We start from the raw sequence: 22,464 nt of genomic DNA on the forward strand, positions 1-22,464 counted from the left end.
CAGTCTGCATGCAAGCGCCGGGCAGAGAATGGTCCGCTAGCCGCGCAGCCAGCCATTCAAGAAATACGACGCGGCACCGACGCGACCATTCCGGCGACGAAGGAGACACCCCCAATGACTGATCCGAAGCACACCGCCCCGCGCGCAACGTTTTCCAACATGGAGCAAGGCACCCGCGAGGACTGGGCCGCCATCTCGGCCGAGTTCATGCCCTATGCCCGCGCATTGCCCGACCGCGTGCTCGCGCACCTGAAGCTGCTCGACGGCGATTGCGGCGGCTTCCCGATCGATCGTCTCGCGCACTCCCTGCAAACCGCCACGCTCGCCCACCGCGACGGCCGCGACGAGGAATACGTAGTCTGTGCGCTGCTGCACGACATTGGTGACACGCTGGGCAGCTTCAACCATCCGGACATCGCCGCAGCCATCCTCAAGCCATTCGTGAGCCCGGAAAACCTGTGGATGGTCGAGAAGCACGGCATCTTCCAGGGCTATTACTTCTTCCACCATCTGGGGCTCGACCGCAACCTGCGCGAGCAGTACCGCAGCCAGCCCGAGCTGTTCGAACGCACCGCCGAGTTCTGCGCCAAATACGACGCCGCCGCCTTCATGGCCGATTACGACAACCTGCCGCTCTCGTTCTTCGAGCCGATGGTGCGACGCGTGCTGGCCAAGCCACGCAACTCCCTCTACGTGAAGGAAGGCGAGCGCGAGCTGTCCCAGCCGAAAGCCGAGGCAGCTTGATTTGCGGGTCTAGGGCTTCACCACATTGACGGGTGCGCCGGCCACCCAGGCCGCCACGTTGGCGAGCGTGGTGTCGGCAATGCCGGCCAGTGCCTCGCGCGTGAAGAACGCCTGATGCGCGGTGACGATGACGTTGGGAAAGCTTAGCAGCCGTGCCAGCACGTCATCCTGCAACACGTCGGCGGAGCGGTCTTCGAAAAACAGATCGGCCTCTTCTTCGTAGACGTCGAGCCCGAGGTGCCCGAGCTGACCGCTCTTGAGCGCGTCGATCAGCGCAGGGCTGTCGACCAGGCCGCCGCGGCTCGTGTTGATGAGCATGGCGCCCGGCTTCATGCTGGCGAGCGCGCTGGCGTCGATCAGGTGATGCGTGCCAGCGTTGAGCGGGCAATGCAGGCTGACGATATCGGCCTGCGCGAGCAATTCCGGCAGCGGCACATAACGCACGCCCAGCGCCGTCAGAGAGGCCTGCGGAAATGGATCGAATGCCAGCAACTGGCAGCCGAAGCCCGCCATGATCCGAGCGAACACCTGCCCGATCTGCCCGGTGCCGACCACGCCGACGGTCTTGCCTGCCAGGTCGAAGCCCAGCAATCCATCCAATGAGAAATCGCCTTCGCGCGTCCGATTGCAGGCACGGTGCAGTCGCCGGTTCAACGTGAGGATCATGCCGACCGCATGTTCGGCCACCGCGTGTGGCGAATAGGCCGGCACGCGTACCACCGTCAGCCCCAGACGCTGCGCGGCCGGCAGATCGACGTGGTTGAAGCCTGCCGAACGCAGCGCGATCAGGCGCGTGCCGCCCGCAGCCAGCGCCTCGAGCACTTCCGCACTGAGCGAATCATTGACGAACGGGCACACCACTTCAAAGCCCGCTGCGAGAGACGCCGTTTGCGCGTCAAGGTGCGCGCGCTGGAAAACGAGGTCGAAGCTGTGGCCGCCGCGCGCGAGCGAGGCGCGGAAGCTGTCTTCGTCGTAACGGTGGCTGCTGAAAAAGAGGATGCGCATGGCGGTGTGGCAAGCGGACGTGATGCCTGCAGCTTACTCGCACCGCCGGGTGGGGGCACTCAGAGCGTCAGGACGATGCGGCCATCCACCTTGCCGGCCTTTAGATCGGCAAACACCTGGTTGATGTTGTCGAGCTTGTCGCGGTGAATGTGGGCGCGCACCAGCCCCTCGGCGGCAAACTCCAGGGACTCTTGCAGATCTCGCCGCGTGCCGACGATCGAGCCGCGCACCGTGATGCCATTGAGCACCGTGGAGAAGATCGGCAGCGGAAAATCGCCGGGCGGCAGGCCATTGAGCGAGATCGTCCCGCCGCGCCGCACCATGCCCAGCGCTTGCGCAAAGGCGCTGCGTGACACCGCCGTCACGAGCACGCCGTGCACACCGCCGATCTCTTTCTGAATCACGGCTGCGGGATCCTGCTGCGAGGCATCGACGACGAGCTTGGCCCCCAGCTCGCGTGCCAGCGCGAGCTTGTCGGGCGCCACGTCGACGGCCACCACATGCAGGCCCATGGCGATCGCATACTGCACCGCCACGTGTCCCAGCCCACCAATGCCGGAAATGGCGATCCACTGGCCGGGCCGCGTATCCGTCATGCGGATGCCCTTGTAGACCGTCACGCCTGCGCAGAGGATCGGTGCGATCTCTTCGAAGCTGACCTGCGCGGGCAGGTGGCCGACGTAGTTCGGGTCGGCCAGTACGTATTCGGCATAGCCGCCGTTGACGGAGTAGCCAGTGTTCTGCTGCTCGTGGCAGAGGGTTTCCCACCCACCCAGGCAATGCTCGCAGTGGCCGCAGGCGGTGTAGAGCCAGGGCACACCCACGCGGTCGCCTTCCTTGACGGCGGTTACGCCTTCGCCCACGGCTGCCACATAACCCACCCCTTCGTGCCCGGGGATGAACGGCAGGCTGGGCTTGACGGGCCAGTCGCCATCGGCGGCGTGCAAGTCTGTATGGCAGACGCCCGAGGCCGCGATCTTGACAAGAATCTGCCCGCGCCCAGGTGTGGGAACCGGCACTTCCTCAATGCGCAAGGGTTCGCCAAACGCATGGACTACCGCGGCTTTCATCGACTGGGCCATGAGACATCTCCGGGTTGGGGGAGATACCAGTCTGGTCGACGCCTGCCCGATGCGGGTTGATGTGAGTCAACCGCCAAGGAGGGCGAGCGGGATGGGCAACACTGTTAACATGCCGGCATCTTCAGTGTTTTCCAGCGAGCCGCTGCCTTGCCCGTCACTCCCACCTTTCTCTGGCACGACTACGAAACGTTCGGCGCCGTGCCGCGCCGTGATCGCCCCGCGCAGTTTGCCGGCATCCGCACCGATGCCGAGCTGAACGAGATCGGCGAGCCGGTCGAACTGTTCTGCCACCCGTCCAACGACTGGCTGCCCGATCCGGTGTCGTGCCTCATCACCGGCATCACGCCGCAGCAATGCGCCCGGCAAGGCATTCCGGAATACCGTTTCGCCCAGGCCATCGAGCGCGAACTTGGCACGCCCGGCACCATCGGCGTCGGCTACAACACCATCCGTTTCGACGATGAGGTGACGCGCCACCTGTTCTGGCGCAACCTGATCGACCCGTACGCGCGCGAGTGGCAGAACGACTGCGGGCGGTGGGATCTGCTCGACGTGGTGCGCACCACGTGGGCCCTGCGCCCCGAAGGCATCCAATGGCCGACCCACGAAGACGGCCGGCCGAGCTTCAAGCTGGAGCATCTGTCCAAAGCCAACGGCCTGGTGCATGAGGCGGCGCACGATGCGGTGTCCGACGTGCGCGCGACGATTGCGCTGGCGCGCCTGATTCGCAATGCGCAGCCGCGCCTGTTCGATTTCTGCCTGGCGCTGCGCAAGAAAGACCGCGTGGTGGCCGAGATTGGCGATGCGCCGCGGCCGTTGCTGCACATCTCCGGCATGTACGGCGTGGAGCGCGGCTGCATGGCGGTGGTGTGGCCGCTGGGTGGGCATCCGACCAACAAGAACGAACTGATCGTCTGGGATCTGGCGTTCGACCCGTCCGAGCTGTTCCACATGGACGTGGCGACGATCCGCGAGCGCATGTTCACGCGCACGGCCGATCTGGCCGAAGGCACCACGCGACTGCCGATCAAGTCGATTCACATCAACAAGTCGCCCATCGTCATCAGCAACATGAAGACGCTGCAGCCCGCCCAGGCAGAACGCTGGGGCATCGACTTCGCCACCATTGAACGCCACGCCGCCATCGCCCAAGGCGCGCCGGACATGCGCGAAACCTGGCGTCAGGTGTACGCCCGCGAACTGGAGCCGATCGAAGACGTCGACCAGAACCTCTACGGCGGATTCGTCGGCAACGACGATCGCCGCCTGCTCAACGAGCTGCGCACGCTCAGCGGCGAACAACTCGCGCGCCTGCATGCCGATTTTTCCGATGCGCGCCTGCCTGAGCTGCTGTTCCGCTACCGTGCGCGCAACTTCCCCGATACGTTGAACGAAGAGGAATACGAGCAGTGGGAACAGCTGCGCGCCGAGCGGTTGTTCGAAGGCCGTGACGGCTATATGACGTTCGAAGTTTTCGGCGAGCGGCTTCAACAGTTGGGCGCAGAAGCGGCGGAGAACGGCGACGCACGTGCGCAGACCATCCTGCAGGATCTGTACGACTACGCGCAGCAGATCGTGCCGGGCTGACACACCTGGAGCGCACAAAGAAAAAACGGAGGCCGAAGCCTCCGTTTTTCCATGGCGATGCTGAACGCTTGGCGCTGATCAGGCTGCCTGCTGTGCCGCCGCCGGATCGCGCCACTGTGCCAGCAGCTTGTTCCAGCGGATGCGCGCCGCCGCCAGGTTGGCCTCCTTCACATGGCCGAAGCCGCGGATGTCTTCCGGCAGGCGGGCCAGTTCCACAGCCTGCCCCAGCTTCTGCGCCGTCAGCCCGCGCGCGAGTTCATCGACCAGCGTGCGGTATTCGCCGATCAGCGCGCGCTCTGTGCGGCGCTCTTCGGTCTTGCCGAAGAGGTCGAACGCCGTGCCGCGCAGGCCCTTGAGCTTGGCGAGCACCTTGAAGATGCGCATCGTGTTCGGGCCAAAGCGTTGCTTGACCAGGTGGCCCTTCTCGTCACGCTTGGCAATCATGGGCGGCGCAAGCCAGAAGTTGAGCTGGTAGTCGCGGCCGGGCTCGCCTTCGAATTGCGCGCGCAGCTTGTCGAGGAACGCCGGGTCGGTGTACAGGCGAGCGACTTCGTATTCGTCCTTGTACGCCATCAGCTTCGACAGGTTGCGCACCACCGCTTCCGTGAGCGCCAGGGGTTGGCCGGCCCCCACCACGGCGGCTTCTGCTGCACGCACGCGCTCGACCACCGCGCGGAATTCAGCGGCATACGCGGCGTTCTGGTACGCGGTCAGCAGATCGACACGGCGGGCGATCAGCGTGTCCAGCGAGGGCAGGGCGATGACGTCGGCTTTGGCACGCGGCGCATCGTCGGCGAGCTTGAGCACCGCATCGCGGTCTTGCGCGAGGTGGCGGCCCCATTCGAACGCGGTCTTGTTCTTTTCGACGGCCACGCCGTTGAGTTCGATCGCGCGGATGAGCGCGTCGTGCGTCAGCGGAAGCCAGCCTTTCTGCCACGCAAAGCCCAGCACGAGCGGATTGGTGTAGATGGCGTCGCCCAGCAGGCGCACGGCCAGCGTGTTGGCGTCTTCAAACGCGCAGGCATCGCCGATGGCCGCACGGATATCCGCCTCGGCCGAGCTGCCCGGGAAGCGCCAGTTCGGGTTCTTGATGAAGTCAGCAGTCGGGGAAGCCGTGCTGTTGACGATGGCGCGCGTCTGGCTGTGCTGCACTTTCGACAGCACTTCGTCCGACGCAGAGACAATCGCGTCGCAGCCGATCACTAGGTCAGCCTCGCCCATGGCGATGCGCGTGGCGTGGATCGAATCCGGACGCTCGCCGATCTGCACGTGCGAGAGCACGGCGCCGCCTTTCTGCGCCAGGCCCGCCATGTCGAGCACGGTCACGCCCTTGCCTTCGATGTGCGCGGCCATGCCGAGCAGGCCGCCGATGGTCACCACGCCCGTGCCGCCCACGCCGGTCACCAGCACGCCGTACGCGCGCTGGATGGCAGGCAGCTCAGGATGCGGCAGCAGCGGCAGGCCTTCCATCGACACGCCGTGCGATTCGGGCTTGCGCACCTGCGCGCCCTCGGCCGTCACGAAGCTCGGGCAGAAGCCGTTCACGCACGAAAAATCCTTGTTGCAGGACGACTGGTTGATCTTGCGCTTCGTGCCCAGTTCCGTTTCCAGCGGCTCGACCGACAGGCAGTTCGACTTGACCGAGCAATCGCCGCAGCCTTCGCACACCGCGTCGTTGATGAACGCGCGGCGTGCCGGATCGACCATCGTGCCGCGCTTGCGGCGGCGGCGCTTTTCGGTCGCACAGGTCTGGTCGTAGATCAGCACGCTGGTGCCTTGCACCTCGCGCAGTTCGCGCTGAATCGCGTCGAGGCGGTCGCGGTGGTGCACCGTCACGCCTTCCGGGAGCTTGATGGCGGCGTTGTACTTCTCCGGTTCGTCCGTGACGATGACGATGCGCGATGTGCCTTCCGCATGCACCTGCGCGGCAATCTGCGGCACTGACAGCGGGCCGTCGACCGGCTGGCCGCCGGTCATGGCCACGGCGTCGTTGTAGAGGATCTTGTAGGTGATGTTCACCTTGGCCGCAATCGATGCGCGGATCGCCAGCAAGCCGGAGTGGTAATACGTGCCGTCGCCCAGGTTGGCGAACACGTGCTGGTCGCCCGAGAAAGGCATCTGGCCGATCCACGCCACGCCTTCGCCGCCCATCTGGCTGAAGGTGTCGGTGCGGCGGTCCATCCACACGGTCATGTAGTGGCAGCCGATGCCGGCCAGCGCACGCGAACCTTCCGGTACGTTGGTCGACGTGTTGTGCGGGCAGCCCGAGCAGAACCACGGCTTGCGCTCGGCAGTAACGCGCGGCTTGGCGAGCGCCTTCTCTTTGGCGTCGATGATGGCGATGCGCGAGGCAATGCGCGCGCGCACGTCCGACGGCAGTTCGAATTTCTCCAGACGCGTGGCGATGGCGCGGGCGATCAGCGCAGGCGATAGCTCGTAATGCGCCGGCAGCAGCCAGTTGGCCATCGGCACGGACCATTCGCCGCCGGCGTTGTCGCGCTCGTCAAACTTGCCGTACACGCGCGGGCGCACGTCGTCGCGGTAGTTGTACAGCTCTTCCTTGAGCTGGTATTCCAGGATCTGGCGCTTCTCTTCCACCACCAGGATCTCTTGTAGCCCTTCGGCAAAGGCACGCGCGCCGTGCGCTTCCAGCGGCCACACGCAGCCGACCTTGTACAGGCGGATGCCGATGCGGCGGCAGGTTTCTTCGTCGAGACCGAGGTCGACCAGCGCCTGACGCACGTCGAGGTACGCCTTGCCGGCGGTCATGATGCCGAAGCGGGCCTGCGGCGAATCGAGCACCACGCGGTCGAGCTTGTTGGCACGCACGTACGACAGACCGGCGTACCACTTGTAGTCGAGCAGCCGTGCTTCCTGCACCAGCGGCGGATCGGGCCAGCGGATGTTCAGGCCGCCCTGCGGCATGACGAAATCTTCGGGCAGGATGATCTGCGCGCGGTGTGGATCCACATCCACCGAGGCGGACGATTCCACCACGTCCGTCACGCACTTCATCGACACCCACAGGCCGGAGTAGCGGCTCATCGCCCAGCCGTGCAGGCCGTAGTCGAGGTATTCCTGCACGTTGGACGGATACAGCACCGGAATGCCGGCCGCCTTGAAGACGTGCTCGGACTGGTGCGCCAGCGTGGACGACTTGGCGGCGTGGTCATCGCCCGCCAGAACCAGCACGCCGCCATGCGCGGACGAGCCTGCCGAGTTGGCGTGCTTGAACACGTCAATCGTGCGGTCCACGCCCGGCCCCTTGCCGTACCACATGCCGAACACGCCGCTGAACTTGGCGTTCGGATACAGATTGACCTGCTGCGAGCCCCAGACCGCCGTGGCGGCCAAGTCCTCGTTGAGCCCCGCCTGGAAGACGATGTTGTGCCCCGCCAGATGCTTCTTGGCTTTCCACAGGGCTTGGTCCAGTGCACCCAGCGGCGATCCGCGGTAGCCGGAGATGAAGCCCGCCGTATTCAGCCCAGCGGCGCGGTCGCGCTCCTGCTGCAGCATCGGCAGACGTACCAGTGCCTGCGTGCCGCTGATGTAGATGCGGCCACGCTCAAGCGTGTACTTGTCGTCCAGGGAAACGGTTTCGAGCGCGCGGCGTAGCGCGTCGTTCAGAGGGGCATTCATGCGTGCTCCGTGTGGGTGTGTCGGGATCACCGACAGCAGGTCTCTTTTGGTGCCGCCTGCGCCGCTTCTTGTGGAAGCTGGCAGACAGCCTTAGGTCGAGGCATCGTAGCATCGCGTGACATTCCGAACACCGTGCAACGCAGCAAGAATGGGGGTGGGTTTTCCCTTGGTTGTGGTGTCTGATGCACGCATGCATAGGGATGGAAGCGGTGGTCGCACCGGTTGTGCGGTGCATGCAACGTTTGCGGCGAAATCGGCAAACTTCGGTGAAGAAGCCGCGACCAAGTCACGCAACCCCTGGACTTTCGCAAGCCGCGCCGCCATCCTGCGCAGTTCCGTCCGAATTCCTCAAACCACGATCGTGAACGCTACCGCCTTCGCCTCTGCCCAACCTCGGCATACGCTGCCGACGGCCGGTGCACGCCTGCGCGGCGGTACTTCGCACGATCGATTCAGCACGCACGCGGCCATCCGGCACTTCCTGCTCGCCCGGCTTTCGTAAGCCGTGCGGGGTGTCGCCACAAGCTGGCGCACCTGCCCCGTACGGCTCCCTCCGCTCCCCGTCTCCCTTTCATTCCGGCTTGGCGCTGACACGCGCCGGCATCGGTACGTCTGCCTTCGCCTGTTACAACCCGGCGCGGCGGGCGCAGGAACCGCCATGGAACTCACGCAGAACTTCGTCAAGGCCAAGCGGCCTTGCGCGGATGGCTACCGCTGGTACATCCGCAACCGCCACAGCGGCACCGATTACCAACACCTGATCGACAGCCTCGTGCGCGAAGGCCGGGTTACCGACGCGATCTGGTTGCTCGACAACTTCGGCCCAACCGACGCCGTGCTCGAAGCCGATGACATCGAAGCCGATGCGCTCGTCTTTGCCGGCACGATCGTCGTGCGTGGCGGCATTCACGTCGATGGCGTGTTGCGCGCTGGCCAGGCCATCCGCGCGGGCGGCGGCGTGCGCGCAGGCGAGTCGATCACCGCGGGCGGTGATCTGGAAGCCAAGGCCGGCCTTTACTGCGACGGCGCCGTGCATGTCGGCGGCGACGTGCGCGTGGGCTGGAGCCTGAACGCCGCGGGCGCGCTACGTTGCGGCGGCCTCGTGCGCGTGCATCGCGACCTGCATTGCGATGCCGACATCGATACGGCCGCGGATTTGCTGATCGGCGAGGCACTGGCGGCGCGCGGCAACGTGCGTTGCGGCAAGGGCCTGCGCGCTGGCAGCGAGGTGATCAGCGAGGCCGGCATCGTGAGCGCAAACGGCATTCTCGCGGGCGCTAATCTGCGGGCGAGCACGCATCTGGAGGCCGGCTGGGGCATCAAGGTCTGGGGCGATATCGAAGCCGGCGGCGCCATCCGCGCGGGTGAGGGCGTCGAGGCCGGTGGCGTGATCGTTGCCGGGCCGGGCTATGGCATCCACGCGGGCCTGAACGTGCGCATGGACGACTGGCCCGCGAGCGCCTGCATTCGCGCGGCTCAGCAGCCGTCGCGGCTCATCAGCGGTTATTGGGCGGAGGCCGCATGAGCACCGTACTGCCCATGCCGTTACCGGCTTTGCCGACGTTGGCATCGATGGTGCAATCGCTGCGTCAGTGGCTTGCGCCGCTCGGCCTGCGCACCGACGTCGAGTTCGACAACGAAGACATCGAGCGCGAACTCGACGCGCTGTATGAACGCATGCAGACACCCGGCACGCCGTTGCATTGCATGGCCATCGACGACGACACCTTGCCGGGCTTCCGCCTGCACACGCGCGAGGCCGATGGCGAGACCTATGTCTATGTCGAAGACGTGGCGGCGCGGCGCCTGGCCGGCTACACGGTCTTCAACCGCTTGATCGAGCTGGACAAGCGCGCGGATCGCTATCTGCGTGCGCCGCATTCGAAGTATGCGTTGGCGTACCAGCGGCGCGGGTTGGCCTCGACCGTATTCCGGCGCGCGCTCGACAGTGGGATGTGCCTGATGAGCGGCGCGCGTCAGTCCGTCGGGGGGTGTGGCAGTCGCTCGCCAGGCGCTACCCATCGGGGTATGTGGAGGTGCGCGACAAGCGCCTGCGCTACCTGGGCGACCAGGTGGAGGATGTCGTGCTGGAGGCCCTGCACACGCGGCGCGTGCTGCTGGGGGTGGGCTGGAGCTTGGCCGAACTGGCTGCCGCCACCAGGATGATCACCTGAAGATCAATCGACGAGGGTCTCGATCACGTCGCGCATGCGGATCACCAATCCATCCATCGCTTCGGCCGGCACGTTGCCGTAGCCGAGCACGAGGCCGTTGTATTGCGCGGTCAGCGTGCCAGGCAGACAGAAGCGCGACAGCGGCCGCAACACCATTCCGTGCTCACGGGCGGCGCGGCTGACTTCGGTGTCGAGCACCGGGGCATCGAGCCGCGTGGAAAGATGCATGCCGCCAGCACCGCCCGATACGGTGACGATGCCGTCCAGGTGTCGCTCGATCGCAGTCTGCAGAGCATCGCGGCGCTCGCCGTATAGACGACGCATGCGCCGCAGGTGCCGTGTGAAATGTCCCGCCTCGATGAACTCGGCCAGCGCGAGCTGCTCGGCTACGCGCCCGCGCAACATCAGCGCACCTGCCGTCTTTTTCAGCACGGGCACCAGCGCGGGCGGCACCACCATATAGCCGAGGCGTAGCGCCGGGAACAGCATCTTGCTGAACGTGCCGAGATAGATGACCGGTGCATCCTCCGTCAGGCCCTGCACGGCGGATAGCGGCGCACCCGTGTGGCGGAACTCGCTGTCGTAATCGTCTTCGATGATCCACGCGCCGGCTGCGCGTGCGTGCTGGATGAGCGCGAGACGGCGCTCCAGACTCATCACCGCGCCCAGTGGGTATTGGTGCGACGGCGTGATGTAGATGAGCTTGGGCGGCGTATCGTGCCAGTCTTCCTCGCGCGGGGCGAGGCCATCGGCGTCGACGCTGATCGGTACCAATCGCATGTCTGCGGCCTGCAAGGCGGCGCGCGCACCGTAGTAGCCGGGGTTTTCGATCCACGCGGTATCGCCCGCATCCGCGAGCGTACGGGCGCACATGTCGAGGCTGTTCTGCGTGCCGTCGGTGATGAACACCTGCGACGCGTCGCAGCGCACGCCGCGCGAAACGCGCAGGTATTCCGCCACGGCTTGGCGCAGGGCGACATTGCCTTCGACGGGGCCGTAGCCCATCTGCCCAGGCCCGATGCGGCGCCATCCGCGTTCCATGCAACGGCGCCATTGCGCGAGCGGGAACTCATCCAGCGCGGGCGTGCCAGGCAGGAAAGGCAGCAGATCGGCCATGCCGCCGTGCGGGCGTTCGAGGTCTTTCACGCGGCGCGACAGCTGGGCCGGGGCTTCGGGCGCCTGCGCGGGCGTCTGCTGCAGACCGACGCGCGCTACCACCGTGCCTTGCCGTCGGCTGAGCACGAAGCCCTCTGTGGCGAGTTGTTCGTAAGCGTAGAGCACCGAGTTGCGCGCGATGCCCAGCTCTTCGGCCAGCGTGCGCGATGGTGCCAGGCGCGTCCCTTCCTCGATCTGTCCGCTGAGGATGGCTGCACGCAGGCAGGCATATAGCCGATGCTGCTGCGAGGCGCGGGCTGCGCCCTCGCCGTGCATCGCGGTGCGTTCGTAGTTCGACAGCAGGACGCCGTAATCCATCGTGGCTCCAAGACTCTGCATTTTGGTGGGTCTATGCATGGTGCCACGGTTTTTTTATCGTCGGCATGTCGATTACGATTTCGGAGCCTTGCATGTCGAGCACAGAACCCACATCGCCCACATCGCCCACATCGCCCACCGCGCGCACCCGCGTGCGCCGCGTCGCGCACCGTGGCCATTACGACCGCACCACGCTGCATGCCATCCTCGACGAGGCTTACGTCTGCCACATCGCCTTTGCCGACGAGCATGGCGTGCATTGCATTCCGACCGCGTGCTGGCGCGAGGGCGACCACCTTTACATTCACGGCTCCAACGGTAGCCGCATGCTCAAGCTGGCTGGAAGCGGCGCGCAGGTCTGCGTGACCATCACGCACATCGATGGCCTGGTGCTGGCACGCTCGGCGTTCAACCATTCGATGAACTACCGGTCGGCCGTTATCTACGGTGCGTTCGAAGTTGTGCCGGATGTGCAGAAACCTGCGGTGCTCGATACCTTCATGGAAGTGCTCGCGCCTGGTCGTTCGCAGCAGGCGCGGCCCGGTAATGCCAAGGAACTGGCTGCCACGACCGTGTTGCGCATTCCGCTGGATGAGGCGGCGTGCAAAGTGCGCACGGGCGGGCCGAAGGATGATGCTGAAGACCTTGACCTGCCTGTGTGGGCTGGGGTGCTGCCGATGGCGCTTTTGCCGTTGCCGCCGGTGGTGGAGGCTGCGCCGGTGGGTACGCCGGATTATGTGCAGGAGTGGAAGGACAGTGCTCGCGCGCCGGTGGGGGATGTGGCGATGTCGTGACGGCTGTGGGGTGCTGGTTGGTTTTGTTTTGGCCCTGATGGTCCATCTCCCTTTCGTTCCCTGCCGGGGCCGACTTACTTTTCTTTGTCTTGCCAAAGAAAAGTAAGCAAAAGAAAGGCGCGCCCGAGATGGCGACCCATCCCTTGAATTTGCGTAACCGGGCGGAGACGGGAAAAACTCGCTTCGCTCAGACAGTTTCCCGTCTTTTTTCCGCCCGCTTACGGAAATTCAAGGCGCCATCAAGAGCTCAACGTCAAAAGAAAAAGGCCAACCCGCCGCGCGGTTGGCCTTTGTCGTTTGGGCAGGCGCCCCGAAGGTTTGGCTTTTGTCTTTTGACTTTGGTGCCCTATGCGGCGCCTTGAATTTCTGTTGCTGGGAGGAAAAAGAGGGGAGGCCTGTCTGAGCGCAGCGAGTTTGCCTCCCCTCCCTCCCTGCGACAGAAATTCAAGGGGAAGTCGCCATCTCGGGCGCGCCTTTCTTTGCTTACTTTCTTTGGCAAGACAAAGAAAGTGAGTCAGCCCCGGCAGGGGATGAAACAAGGGATGCACCAAAGCCCAAAAAACAAAACCCCTCAGTGCACCAGTTGGTTAATCTCGATGATCGGCATGAGCACAGCCAGCACGATCAACAGCACCACCACACCCATCGTCAAAATCAGTGCCGGCTCCAGCAAGCCCGTGAGAAACAACGTGCGACGCTCCAACTCCTGCGCCTCGCCCTGCGCAGCCCGTTCCAGCATCGCAGGCAGATTGCCCGTCGCCTCACCAGAACGAATCAAGTGCACCAGCACAGGCGGAAACTGATTCTGCGCCGCCAACGCCCGCGCCAGCGAAGTCCCTTCCCGCACGCGCGTGGACGCATCCTCCACATTGGTCTTGAGCGCAACGTTGTTCAGCGTCTCCCCCGCAGCCTGCAGGCCCCGTAGGATCGGCACGCCGGCACTGGTGAGAATGGCCAGCGTGCTAGCAAACCGCGCGGTGTTATAGCCGCGAACGAGCTTGCCGAACAGCGGCGCTGTCAGCAGCCACTTGTGCCACGACAGCCGCAATGCCGGCTGCTTGAGCAGATTGCGGATCAGCGCGCCGATCACCACCAGCACGATCGCTGCCAGCCAGCCCCAGTTCCGTACAAAATCGGACAGCCACAGCATGATGATCGTGAGCGTCGGCAGCTTCTGCTTGGTGTTGGCAAACACGCTCACCACCTGCGGCACCACGTATGACAGCAGGAAGATTACGATGGCAAACGCCACCACCGTGACGATCGCCGGATACGTGAATGCCAGCTTGATCTTGGAGGTCAGCGCGTTTCGGCTCTCGATGTAGTCGGCCAGGCGCGAGAGGACGAGTCCGAGGTTGCCCGAGTGCTCGCCCGCGGAAACGAGGGCGCGGTAGATGTCGGGAAAATCCTTCGGATGCTGCGCCAGCGCCACCGACAACGAGCTTCCGCCCACCACTTCCGCGCGGATGGCCGCGAGCAGTTCACCAACGTATGCACGTTCAGCCTGATCGGACAGCGCGGCGAGTGCTTCATCGAGCGGCAGACCCGCCACCAGCAGGCTCGCAAGCTGGCGCGTGACGAGCGCATTTTCCTGCGCCGAGAGCCGCTTGCCGAAGCTCGATCCCCCGCGCTTTGTGGCCTGCGCGCCCAGCGCGTCGACCACCAGCGGTGTCAGCCCGCGTGCGCGCAGCAGCGTGCGCGCCTGACGTGCGCTGTCGGCTTCGATGACACCCTTGTCGGTCTTGCCGGTGGCGTCGGCGGCTTCGTAGCGGAAGGCTGGCATGCGCTATTCGTTGATTCGCGTCTTAGTCGCGCGTGACGCGCAGCACTTCTTCCAGCGACGTGGCGCCGGTGTCGATCCAGCGCTGTGCATCCATGCGCATGGTCTGCATGCCCTGGCCGATGGCGAACGCCTTGATCTCGGATTCAGCGGCCTGGCGATGGATCATGGTCTGGATTTCGGGCGTAACGGTCAGCAGTTCGTACACGCCGGTCCGGCCCTGGTAGCCCGAGTTGCTACAACGGTCGCAGCCCACGTGATGCCACACCGATTTGCGTGCCGGTGCGGCAGGCGCCACACCATCGGCAATCGGCGTGCCGGCCACGGCTTCTACTTCCGCAGGCGTGAGTTCGAGCACTTCTTCGCGGCGGCAATGCACGCACAGGCGGCGTACCAGCCGCTGCGCCAGCACACCCAGCAACGATGAAGACAGCAGGAACGGCTCGATCCCCATGTCGATCAGGCGCGTCACGGCTGAGGCCGAATCGTTCGTGTGCAGCGTCGCCAGCACCAGGTGGCCCGTAAGTGAGGCCTGCACGGCAATCTGCGCCGTTTCCAAATCGCGGATTTCCCCGATCATCACCACGTCCGGGTCCTGGCGCAGGATGGCGCGCAGGGCCTTGGCGAACGTCATGTCGATCTTCGGGTTGACCTGCGTCTGGCCAATGCCGTCGAGGTCGTATTCGATCGGGTCTTCCACCGTCATGATGTTGGTGGAAGCCGAATCGAGCCGCGACAGCGCCGCGTACAGCGTGGTCGTCTTGCCCGAACCCGTCGGGCCGGTGACGAGCACGATGCCGTGCGGCTGGTTGATCAGGTGGTCAAAGCGCGCCAGCGTGCCGGCGCCCATGCCGAGCTTGCCGAGGTCGAGCCGGCCGGCTTCCTTGTCGAGCAGACGCAGCACCGCGCGCTCGCCGTGTCCGGTGGGCAAGGTGCTCACGCGCACGTCCACCGGGCGACCGCCCACGCGCAGCGTGATGCGGCCGTCCTGCGGCAGGCGCTTCTCGGCAATGTCGAGCTGCGCCATGATCTTGATGCGCGAAATCAGCGCGCCGTGCAGCGCTTTCTTCGGGCGCACCACGTCGCGCAGCGTGCCGTCCACCCGGAAGCGCACCACGGAGGCATTCTCGAACGGCTCGATGTGAATGTCGGATGCGCCTTCGCGCGCGGCCTGCGTGAGCAGCGCGTTGATCATGCGGATGATCGGCGCGTCGTCTTCGGATTCGAGCAGGTCTTCCACGGCAGGGATGTCCTGCATCAGACGCGAGAGATCGACTTCGCCTTCCACTTCGCCCACCACCTGGGCTGCGCTGCCGTCTTGCGCGTTGTAGGCCGTTTGTGTGGCGATGGACAGCGCCGCCGTGCTAAGCGTCACCAACTGCAGCGCGCCGAACACGCGGCCGAGTTCAGCCAGCGCCGTGCGCGAGGTTTCGGGGCAGACCCACACCTCCAGCGTATCGACGTCCTGGCGTGCGACGAGCAGCTTGGCGTCGCGCGCAAACGCATACGGCACCAGCCGCACGGCGGACTGCGAGGGCGGCTCGAGCGTGCTGGCGTCGGTGGTGGGAGCTTGCGTTGCCATGGTTCGTTGTCCGTTGTCAGCCACCATTGCGCGGCGCGTTGCCGTCGTAGCCGCCCGAGGTGGGCGCCGCGAAGTTCTGTAGGCGCGGCTGGCTGCGCGTGGTGCCCTGCGGCATCGGCATGGGGGCGCCCGGGGGCACCTGCGTGCCGGCCGGGCCCTTCGGCACGATCGACACATCGCCGTAATTGTCAGCCGGGCGCATGGCGTTGGGCGTGGGCAGCACCGGTGTGTCCTTGTCCGAGGTGGTCGGCAGCATGTTCGGCGAGACAAAGCCCTGCTGCGTATCACGCATGTAGTTGTAGCGGTTGTCCGACAACGCGCCCGTGGCATCGGCCGTGCGCAAGATGATCGGGCGCAGGAACACCAGCAGGTTGGTCTTCACGCGCGTCTTGTTCTCCGAGCGGAACAGCGCGCCAAGCAGCGGGATGTCGCCCAGGCCCGGCACTTTCTGCTCGCCGTCCTGGTAGTTGTCTTCCAGCAGGCCGCCCAGCACGACGACCTGGCCGTCGTTGGCCAGCACATTGGTCTCGATCGAGCGCACGTTGGTGGTCGGGCCCTGCGTCGCATTCTGCGTGCCCGGCACCACGGCCGACGATTCCTGGAAGATCTGCATCTTCACCAGCCCGCCGTCCGTGATCTGCGGCTTGACGCGCAGCGTGATGCCGACGTCCTTGCGGTCGAACGTCTGGAAAGGCGTGACTGAAGCCGCGCCGCCGGTCTGCGCATATGAACCGGTCGTGATTGGCACGTTCTGGCCGATCAGGATCTTGGCTTCTTCGTTGTCGAGCGTAATCAGGTTGGGCGTGGACAGCACGTTGACCGAACCATCCGAACCCAGCGCGCTGAGGATGGCGCCCAAACCGCTGCCCCTGTTGAACACCCCGAAGTTGCCGCCGTTGAGTTGGCCAACGCTGTTTGAGAGCGTGCCGATGGCAGTCTGCGCGGCCGTACTGCCGATGCCGCCACTGGTGATGGTGGCAATCGTGCCCGCGAGGTTGATCAGGTTGTTGGCGCCGGAGCCGAAGTTGGTGCCACCGCCAAAAAAGGTGGTCGGGCCACCCGCGCCGGCCATCCATTGGATGCCCAACTGCGACGCCTTGGTGGCCGTCACTTCCACGATCATCGATTCGATATAGACCTGGGCGCGTCGCGCGTCGAGGTCGTCGATCACGGCGCGCAGGTTGCGATAGACCGGCTCGCTGGCGGTGATGATGAGCGCGTTGGTGGCCGGATCGGCCTGGATGATGCCGCCGGTGGTCGGCGTGTTGTTCTGCCCAAACGAGGCGCGGAACGAAGAGCTGCCGCTGCCCGAGCCGCTGCCCGAACCCGAGCCGCTGCCGTAGTTGGTGTTCTGTGTGTTCTGGTTCTGCGAAGTGTTCACACCGCCGGCCGGCTGCGAGGTCGCGCCTTGGGCGGCGCTCTGTCCGCCCGGCCCGGTCGATGCCGAGGCCGACAGCGTGGCATCGGCCGCCACGATCGCGCGCAGCGTGGTGGCCAGCTGCACCGCGTTGGCGTTCTTGAGCGGCACCACCCAGATGTTGCCCGGGCGCGCATTCGGCACGTCCAGCTTGGCGATCAGTTGTTTGGCTTGCGCAAGGCGTGCCGCACTCGACGCACGCACCATCACGCTGTTCGAACGCGGCTCTGCCACGACTGACGTGCGCAGGCTTGGGTCCGACAGCGCCGCGCCGGCACCGGCACCAGCTGCGCCGCCAGCCGACGGGTCCAGCAGCTTCTGCAGTGTGGCCGCCACATCGATGGCCACGGCGTTCCTCAGCGGAATCAGTTCGGTCTCGCCAGCCACGGGCGTGTCGATCGACGCGATGATGCGGCCGATGCGGCGCAGGTTGTCGGCGTAATCGGTAATGACCAGCGTGTTGTTGGCCGGGTATGCGGTGATCGTGTTGTTGGGCGCGATCATCGGGCGCAGCACCGGCACCAGGTTGTTGGCCGATTCATGCTGCAGGCGGAAGACCTGCGTGACGACCTGTTCGCCGCCGCGCGAGCCTGCCGCGCCCACGCTCGTGGGCGAGCCCTGCAGCTTGGCATCGGCTTCCGGCACGACCTTGGTGAAACCGTTGCCTTCGACAATCGCGTAGCCCTGCATGCGCAGGATCGAGCCCAGCGATTCGAGCGCCTGCGAGCGCGTCACCGGCTTTTCGGTGACGAGGTTGACGGTGCCCTTCACGCGCGGGTCGACGATGAAGTTCTTGCCCGTGGCCTGGCCCACGGCCTTGACCACCGAGTCCAGATCCGCGTTGACGAAATTCAGCGAGACCTCATCCCCGGGGTTGCCGACGGCGCCATTTTGGGCGGATGCCGCGCTCGGCGGGGCGGCGAAGACTGGCATCGAGCCGGCCACCATTGTTGCGCAGCATGCCAGGACGATGGCGCGAACGGTGAGTCGGGAAGAGGCGTTGTACATGGTCTCGTTCATGGTTGTCGGCACGCTGGCTCGCGCGCCGGCTTGAGGATCAAAAGCGGAGTCGATGATGCGACCCGTCGCGCGGGCCCAGCAGACTCAACAGGCCAATCAATTGCGGTTCCGACTCCGGCGTGGCACTGGCCACCCCGTCAAAATGCGCGCTGGGCCCCAGGGTGCCCTGGCCCTGCAGAGTGAGCGGCCCGGCCAGCGTCGATAGCGACAACTGCATCGGCGCACCGCTCACGCCGCCAAACGACACCACGGCCTGGTAACTGCCCAGCGGCCGCACCCGGCTGAGGCTGGATGATACCTGCTCAAGCGTGACAGTCAGCGCGCCCTGGGCGGTGTCCGGCTGGCCTTTTCCACGACCGAATTGGCCTGAGAGCGGCGTCCACTGCGCCCGCAGCCGGCCATCCAGCTTGAGCGTGTTGAACGGCGCGCCAATGCCTTCCAGCAACGATGCCGGCAATGCAACCGTGCCAGCCTCTGCGCCCCAGTGCCCTGGCGTGACCGTCAGCGTGACCGGCTTCTCCAGCGCGCGATCGTGCGTCAGGTGCGCCCGCAGCGTGCCGGTTAGCAGCGGCAGCATGTCGATCGACCACGACAGGCGGCCCGGCAGCACGGTCGCATCGGCGCCCCCGTTGCCGGCGGTCAGCGCCAGCGTTGCGCTGCCGTGCCAGATACTGCCCTGGCTGTCAGCCAGCAACACACGGTGCCCCGTGGCTGCGGCCACGCGCTCGGCCGCCCACGCGGCCGGATACTGCGCCACCACGGTCAAGCCCACGGCCAGCAGCGCCACGCCACACCACAGCACGCGCCAGCCGAGGCTCGTGCGCTCGTCGGACTCGGCACGGCGGCGCAGGCGCAGCGGCGGTAGCGATTCAATCCCCATCGGCACGATCGGACCCGTCAGTGGCCCGCGGCGGCGGGGCCTTGCAGCGTCGCCGTCACGTTGACCAGGGCCGTCGCGCCCACGTATTTGATGTTCGTATCGATCACCTTCATGCGCTGCGCCTGCCGCACCTCCTGCAGCCATTCGGCGACGGCGCCAAAGGGCACCTTGTCCAGTTGCACCTGCACGCTCTCGCCCGACATCGCCATCCGCGTTGCCTTCAATCCGTGGTTGGTCAGGCTCGTGTTGAGTGCCTGCTGCAGTTCCGCGCCGCGCGGCACGGGTGCAGCGGCAATGGCCGACAGGCTGCGCGCTTCCTGACCGAGCGTTTCCATCTCGGCGAGTTGGGTACGCATCTGCGGCAGCGCTTTCTCGATGCGGCGCTGGCCTTCAAAGGCCGGCTCCCACAGCACCAGGTAGACGATCACGAGTAACAGCACCACACCGCCGCCAGCCAGGATGCGGCGCTCGCGCGGTTCGCGCTGCATCCAGAAGGTCGTGGCCGCATCGCGCACCGAGTCCGGCACGCCAATGCGCGGCAGGCGGCGGGATGACGATCGAGAAGAGGGGGAGGAAGTCGCCATGGAGGAATCGTTATTGGGCGATGGAGACCGTCCAGCGCGAGCCGGGTACGGTGGCTTCTGCGCCGCGCGGGGCCTCGGCGGTGTCCATGTTCAGGCCGACATTGCGGGCCGCGGTGCGCAGGCTGGCGGTGTCGGTGCCGTCCTTGAGCGTGACCGTGAGCGCGCGGCCGTGGTAATCGAGCGCGAGCAGCGCATCCGGCGCGAGGCCGGTCGCAGCTTGGGCAAAGCGATCGGCCAGCGGCAGGAAGTCTTCCGGCGCCGATTTGCCGGCGGCCAAGCGCAGTTGCTCGACCTGGCGGCGCATCTGCGCGGGCGGATCGAGGATCACCGGCGTATTCGGGAATGCCGTCTGCAACTGCGCGCGCATGGCGGTATCGAGCCGCTTCTGTTCGGCACGCAGCGTGAGCCAGCGCGCGTTCATGCCGATGAGCTGCACGACCACCAGCAGCACGGCGAGCGCGATCGGCAGGCGCCAGAGGCTCCAGTCCATGCCGGCCACGCCGCCGCGCGCAAAGTCGAATTGGCAGAGATCGGCTTCGCCGGAGGCGAGGGCGTCGCGGGCGCCGGCGGCCCAGGTGGACCAGTCCAGCGTGGCGGTGGCTGGGTCGGCTGACAAGCCGGGCGCCAGCTCGCGCAATGCGGGCGAGACCATCAGCGTGGCCGGCGTGGGCGCAATGCCCAGCCAGTTGCCGAGGTTGGCCGGCAGCACGCGCAGGCCGTAGCCCTCGGCGCGGCCGGTGCGTACGGTGATGTCGATGGCGACGGGCGCGTCTGGGTCGGACGGCGGCGCCGCATCGAGCGCGATGGTTGCCGGGGTGACCGCGGCAACGGTTTCAGCAGCAGGCGCTTCGACTGCGGGTTCAGCGGCTGCGGCAGAGGAGGCGTCGAGCGACGGTTCCGCACGTTCGACGGCGTTTGCCGATTCTGCAATCAGCGCTGCCGCTGCGGCAGGTGTTTCAAACGGCACGCAAAGCTGCGCAGGCAGCAGGTGGCAGGTGCGGTGTTTGTGACCGGCAAAGGTATCAAGAATGAAGCGGACCCACGCGCGGTCGGCAATCATCAACGCGCGCGACTGCGGCTCGCGGGGCGCGCGCCAGCCACGCGCGGGGGCGTCGCCCAAGCGGGGCCCGAGGGCGATATGGCATTGCTGCGCGTCCTGAACAAGGCGCTCTTCCACCAGGTTGGGCAAGGCCAGGCGCAGCTTGGGCAGCGCCAGCGGCGGCACGTTGGCCGGTACCAGCAGCACGTCGGCGGCGGGCAGCAAAAGGATCAGGCGATCGGCGGCGGGCAGTTCGTCGGTGCGCGACGTGCCTTCGCGCTGAACACGTTGGGCCCCAAGCGCGCCCTCTTCACGCACCAGCGCGAAGGGCACGGAGGCAAGCGCGCCCGCCGACCAGCGTTCGGGCGATTGAATGGGCCGGTGCGGCAGGCGCACGTACAGGGAGGTCGTCAAACCGCTCCTCTATTGATCTTGAGAGTGTGAATGCGAACTGCCAACGGAAGCGCCGGATTGCGCAAAACCCGCGATGCTGAACGATGCGGATGACAATACGGCGAAGGCTAGGGTCTGTCTACAAGCGGCGCGTACGCACGTGGAGGGGTGTTGCGCCGCCGTCATGACGGAATCTCGTCGATGCGGCGGATCCAGACGATGCGGGTCGCGTTATTGTTGATCGGATCGCCACGTGAAACAAGCGCCACTTCCCCGATTCGGGCGCGCTCGTGGCGGGCCATGCCGTAGACCAGAAAATAGTGGGTCTGCACGTCCAGCAGATTGGCTGCGGCGGTGGTGTCGACCCCGGGCGCGATGCCGCGCAACTGGTTCGTGACATCGCCGATGTTGCGGAAGTAAGCGCGGTCGCGCGCCTGCACCAGCGAGCGGGCGCGGTCCAGGCTCAGGTTCGGGATGACGGCGGCCAGCACTTCAGCGCTGGCCGTGTTGGCATTGATCTGCGTGCGGGTGGGCAACACGATCACGTAGGGGCGCAGCTTGGCGATCATGTCGGCCGTGTAGCCGGGAATCGTCAACAGGCTGGCCACGTCATCGAGCGGCCGTGGGCCGTTGCTGTTGCTGCCGCCGCCGCCGCCGCCGCCGCTGTCTTCGCCGCCTTGCTGGCCGCCCTGCATGCCTTCGATCGACTGGAAGCCGCCCAGCATCTGCGCCAGGTACGTCGCCGTGATATTGGCCAGGCTCGGGTCGATGTTGAGCGATTGCAGGAGCAGGCCGTACGCCTTGATGGCGTCTTTGTCGCGGCCGGTAATGAGCGTGCGGGCGCCCAGCGTCTGCGCTGTCAGCAGATTCATCAGGTTGAAGCGTGCCTGGGCATCGAAGATGCGGCCCGACAGGTACGACTCCTCACCGGCGGTGTCCGTGCGCAGCGAGCTGCCAAGAAAGTCCGACAGCTTCGTTTCCTGGATCGGCACTGCCCAGATTTCGCCCAGGTGGTCGACGGCGCCGGTGCGGCGCTGGTCATCGCGCAAGATGAGGCGCGCCCAGTCGATGCCTGCCCGCGCGATCCACGTGGCCTGCGCTTTCAGGCGCTGGTTTTCCACCGCGCGGATCTCTACCTGCTGGCGCCACAGCATGCCCGACACGATGACCACGGCCAGCGTGACGACAAGCAGGGCCGTGATGATGGCCGCGCCGCGCTGGCGCCGGGCACGCGCGTTACGTTGGGCAGGTCGACGAGAGCATCGCGCCAT

16 protein-coding genes are annotated in these 22,464 nt (G+C 66.0%); 5 read left to right on the top strand and 11 right to left on the bottom strand.

Features of this window, described 5'->3' with window-relative positions:
• The first annotated feature begins 114 nt into the window (after positions 1 to 114).
• Entirely contained in the window at positions 115 to 744 is a 630-nt protein-coding gene (locus NG898_RS11445) for an HD domain-containing protein (protein ID WP_252692394.1), read from the top strand.
• A gap of 9 nt (positions 745 to 753) precedes the next feature.
• Here NG898_RS11445 and NG898_RS11450 read toward each other — a convergent pair whose 3' ends face one another.
• Entirely contained in the window at positions 754 to 1,749 is a 996-nt protein-coding gene (locus NG898_RS11450; RefSeq protein ID WP_252692395.1) for a 2-hydroxyacid dehydrogenase, read from the bottom strand.
• Between the two features lie 59 nt (positions 1,750 to 1,808).
• Positions 1,809 to 2,831, bottom strand: coding sequence for an alcohol dehydrogenase AdhP (adhP, locus tag NG898_RS11455; protein WP_252692396.1), 1,023 nt, complete (start codon positions 2,829 to 2,831; stop codon positions 1,809 to 1,811).
• Between the two features lie 147 nt (positions 2,832 to 2,978).
• On the opposite strand from adhP, the gene sbcB reads away from it, so the two are divergent.
• Complete coding sequence (gene sbcB / locus NG898_RS11460) at positions 2,979 to 4,418, top strand: exodeoxyribonuclease I (RefSeq protein ID WP_252692397.1); 1,440 nt, start codon at positions 2,979 to 2,981, stop codon at positions 4,416 to 4,418.
• A 78-nt stretch (positions 4,419 to 4,496) separates the two neighbouring features.
• On the opposite strand, the gene NG898_RS11465 is transcribed toward sbcB, so the two are convergent.
• Positions 4,497 to 8,057 carry an indolepyruvate ferredoxin oxidoreductase family protein gene (locus NG898_RS11465; protein ID WP_252692398.1) on the bottom strand — a complete coding sequence of 1,187 codons (3,561 nt, stop codon included), beginning with the start codon at positions 8,055 to 8,057 and terminating at the stop codon, positions 4,497 to 4,499.
• Between the two features lie 658 nt (positions 8,058 to 8,715).
• Between NG898_RS11465 and NG898_RS11470 the strand changes: the two genes are divergently transcribed.
• Both NG898_RS11470 and NG898_RS11475 read left to right on the top strand, forming a co-directional pair.
• The gene (locus tag NG898_RS11470; protein ID WP_252692399.1) at positions 8,716 to 9,582 is read left to right on the top strand and encodes a bactofilin family protein; all 867 of its coding nucleotides are present in this window, start codon (positions 8,716 to 8,718) and stop codon (positions 9,580 to 9,582) included.
• Positions 9,579 to 10,223, top strand: coding sequence for a hypothetical protein (locus NG898_RS11475; RefSeq protein ID WP_315862496.1), 645 nt, complete (start codon positions 9,579 to 9,581; stop codon positions 10,221 to 10,223). Before NG898_RS11470 ends, NG898_RS11475 begins: the two co-directional genes overlap by 4 nt.
• Positions 10,224 to 10,234: 11 nt before the next feature.
• Here NG898_RS11475 and pdxR read toward each other — a convergent pair whose 3' ends face one another.
• A complete protein-coding gene (pdxR, locus tag NG898_RS11480; RefSeq protein WP_252692400.1) occupies positions 10,235 to 11,704 on the bottom strand; it encodes a MocR-like pyridoxine biosynthesis transcription factor PdxR in 1,470 nt (489 codons plus the stop codon).
• A gap of 92 nt (positions 11,705 to 11,796) precedes the next feature.
• Between pdxR and NG898_RS11485 the strand changes: the two genes are divergently transcribed.
• Entirely contained in the window at positions 11,797 to 12,498 is a 702-nt protein-coding gene (locus tag NG898_RS11485; RefSeq protein ID WP_252692401.1) for a pyridoxamine 5'-phosphate oxidase family protein, read from the top strand.
• 571 nt (positions 12,499 to 13,069) lie between these two features.
• Here NG898_RS11485 and gspF read toward each other — a convergent pair.
• From gspF to gspK, 7 genes are all read right to left on the bottom strand, one after another.
• Positions 13,070 to 14,281 carry a type II secretion system inner membrane protein GspF gene (gspF, locus tag NG898_RS11490; RefSeq protein WP_252692402.1) on the bottom strand — a complete coding sequence of 404 codons (1,212 nt, stop codon included), beginning with the start codon at positions 14,279 to 14,281 and terminating at the stop codon, positions 13,070 to 13,072.
• A gap of 22 nt (positions 14,282 to 14,303) precedes the next feature.
• Positions 14,304 to 15,860 (bottom strand): type II secretion system ATPase GspE, encoded by a 1,557-nt coding sequence (gspE, locus tag NG898_RS11495; protein WP_252692403.1) that lies wholly within the window; start codon positions 15,858 to 15,860, stop codon positions 14,304 to 14,306.
• A gap of 16 nt (positions 15,861 to 15,876) precedes the next feature.
• On the bottom strand, positions 15,877 to 18,297 hold the full coding sequence (gene gspD, locus NG898_RS11500; RefSeq protein ID WP_252692404.1) for a type II secretion system secretin GspD: 2,421 nt from the start codon (positions 18,295 to 18,297) through the stop codon (positions 15,877 to 15,879).
• Positions 18,298 to 18,334: 37 nt separating this feature from the next.
• Positions 18,335 to 19,177 carry a type II secretion system protein N gene (locus NG898_RS11505; RefSeq protein WP_252692405.1) on the bottom strand — a complete coding sequence of 281 codons (843 nt, stop codon included), beginning with the start codon at positions 19,175 to 19,177 and terminating at the stop codon, positions 18,335 to 18,337.
• Between the two features lie 17 nt (positions 19,178 to 19,194).
• Entirely contained in the window at positions 19,195 to 19,761 is a 567-nt protein-coding gene (gene gspM, locus NG898_RS11510) for a type II secretion system protein GspM (RefSeq protein ID WP_252692406.1), read from the bottom strand.
• Positions 19,762 to 19,771: 10 nt separating this feature from the next.
• Positions 19,772 to 21,214: a type II secretion system protein GspL gene (gene gspL, locus NG898_RS11515; RefSeq protein ID WP_252692407.1), complete on the bottom strand. Its 1,443-nt coding sequence runs from the start codon at positions 21,212 to 21,214 to the stop codon at positions 19,772 to 19,774.
• 161 nt (positions 21,215 to 21,375) lie between these two features.
• The gene (gspK, locus tag NG898_RS11520) at positions 21,376 to 22,464 is read right to left on the bottom strand and encodes a type II secretion system minor pseudopilin GspK (RefSeq protein ID WP_252692408.1); all 1,089 of its coding nucleotides are present in this window, start codon (positions 22,462 to 22,464) and stop codon (positions 21,376 to 21,378) included.

Source organism: Ralstonia mojiangensis, assembly GCF_023955645.1.
In the GTDB taxonomy this organism is placed as follows: domain Bacteria; phylum Pseudomonadota; class Gammaproteobacteria; order Burkholderiales; family Burkholderiaceae; genus Ralstonia; species Ralstonia mojiangensis.

Coding starts and splice junctions, on each gene's coding strand:
- NG898_RS11445 (WP_252692394.1), top strand. CDS start 115: ATGACTGATCCGAAGCACACCGCCCCGCGCGCAACGTTTTCCAACATG.
- NG898_RS11450 (WP_252692395.1), bottom strand. CDS start 1,749: ATGCGCATCCTCTTTTTCAGCAGCCACCGTTACGACGAAGACAGCTTC.
- adhP (WP_252692396.1), bottom strand. CDS start 2,831: ATGGCCCAGTCGATGAAAGCCGCGGTAGTCCATGCGTTTGGCGAACCC.
- NG898_RS11465 (WP_252692398.1), bottom strand. CDS start 8,057: ATGAATGCCCCTCTGAACGACGCGCTACGCCGCGCGCTCGAAACCGTT.
- NG898_RS11470 (WP_252692399.1), top strand. CDS start 8,716: ATGGAACTCACGCAGAACTTCGTCAAGGCCAAGCGGCCTTGCGCGGAT.
- NG898_RS11475 (WP_315862496.1), top strand. CDS start 9,579: ATGAGCACCGTACTGCCCATGCCGTTACCGGCTTTGCCGACGTTGGCA.
- pdxR (WP_252692400.1), bottom strand. CDS start 11,704: ATGGATTACGGCGTCCTGCTGTCGAACTACGAACGCACCGCGATGCAC.
- NG898_RS11485 (WP_252692401.1), top strand. CDS start 11,797: ATGTCGAGCACAGAACCCACATCGCCCACATCGCCCACATCGCCCACC.
- gspF (WP_252692402.1), bottom strand. CDS start 14,281: ATGCCAGCCTTCCGCTACGAAGCCGCCGACGCCACCGGCAAGACCGAC.
- gspE (WP_252692403.1), bottom strand. CDS start 15,860: ATGGCAACGCAAGCTCCCACCACCGACGCCAGCACGCTCGAGCCGCCC.
- gspD (WP_252692404.1), bottom strand. CDS start 18,297: ATGAACGAGACCATGTACAACGCCTCTTCCCGACTCACCGTTCGCGCC.
- NG898_RS11505 (WP_252692405.1), bottom strand. CDS start 19,177: ATGGGGATTGAATCGCTACCGCCGCTGCGCCTGCGCCGCCGTGCCGAG.
- gspM (WP_252692406.1), bottom strand. CDS start 19,761: ATGGCGACTTCCTCCCCCTCTTCTCGATCGTCATCCCGCCGCCTGCCG.
- gspK (WP_252692408.1), bottom strand. CDS start 22,464: ATGGCGCGATGCTCTCGTCGACCTGCCCAACGTAACGCGCGTGCCCGG.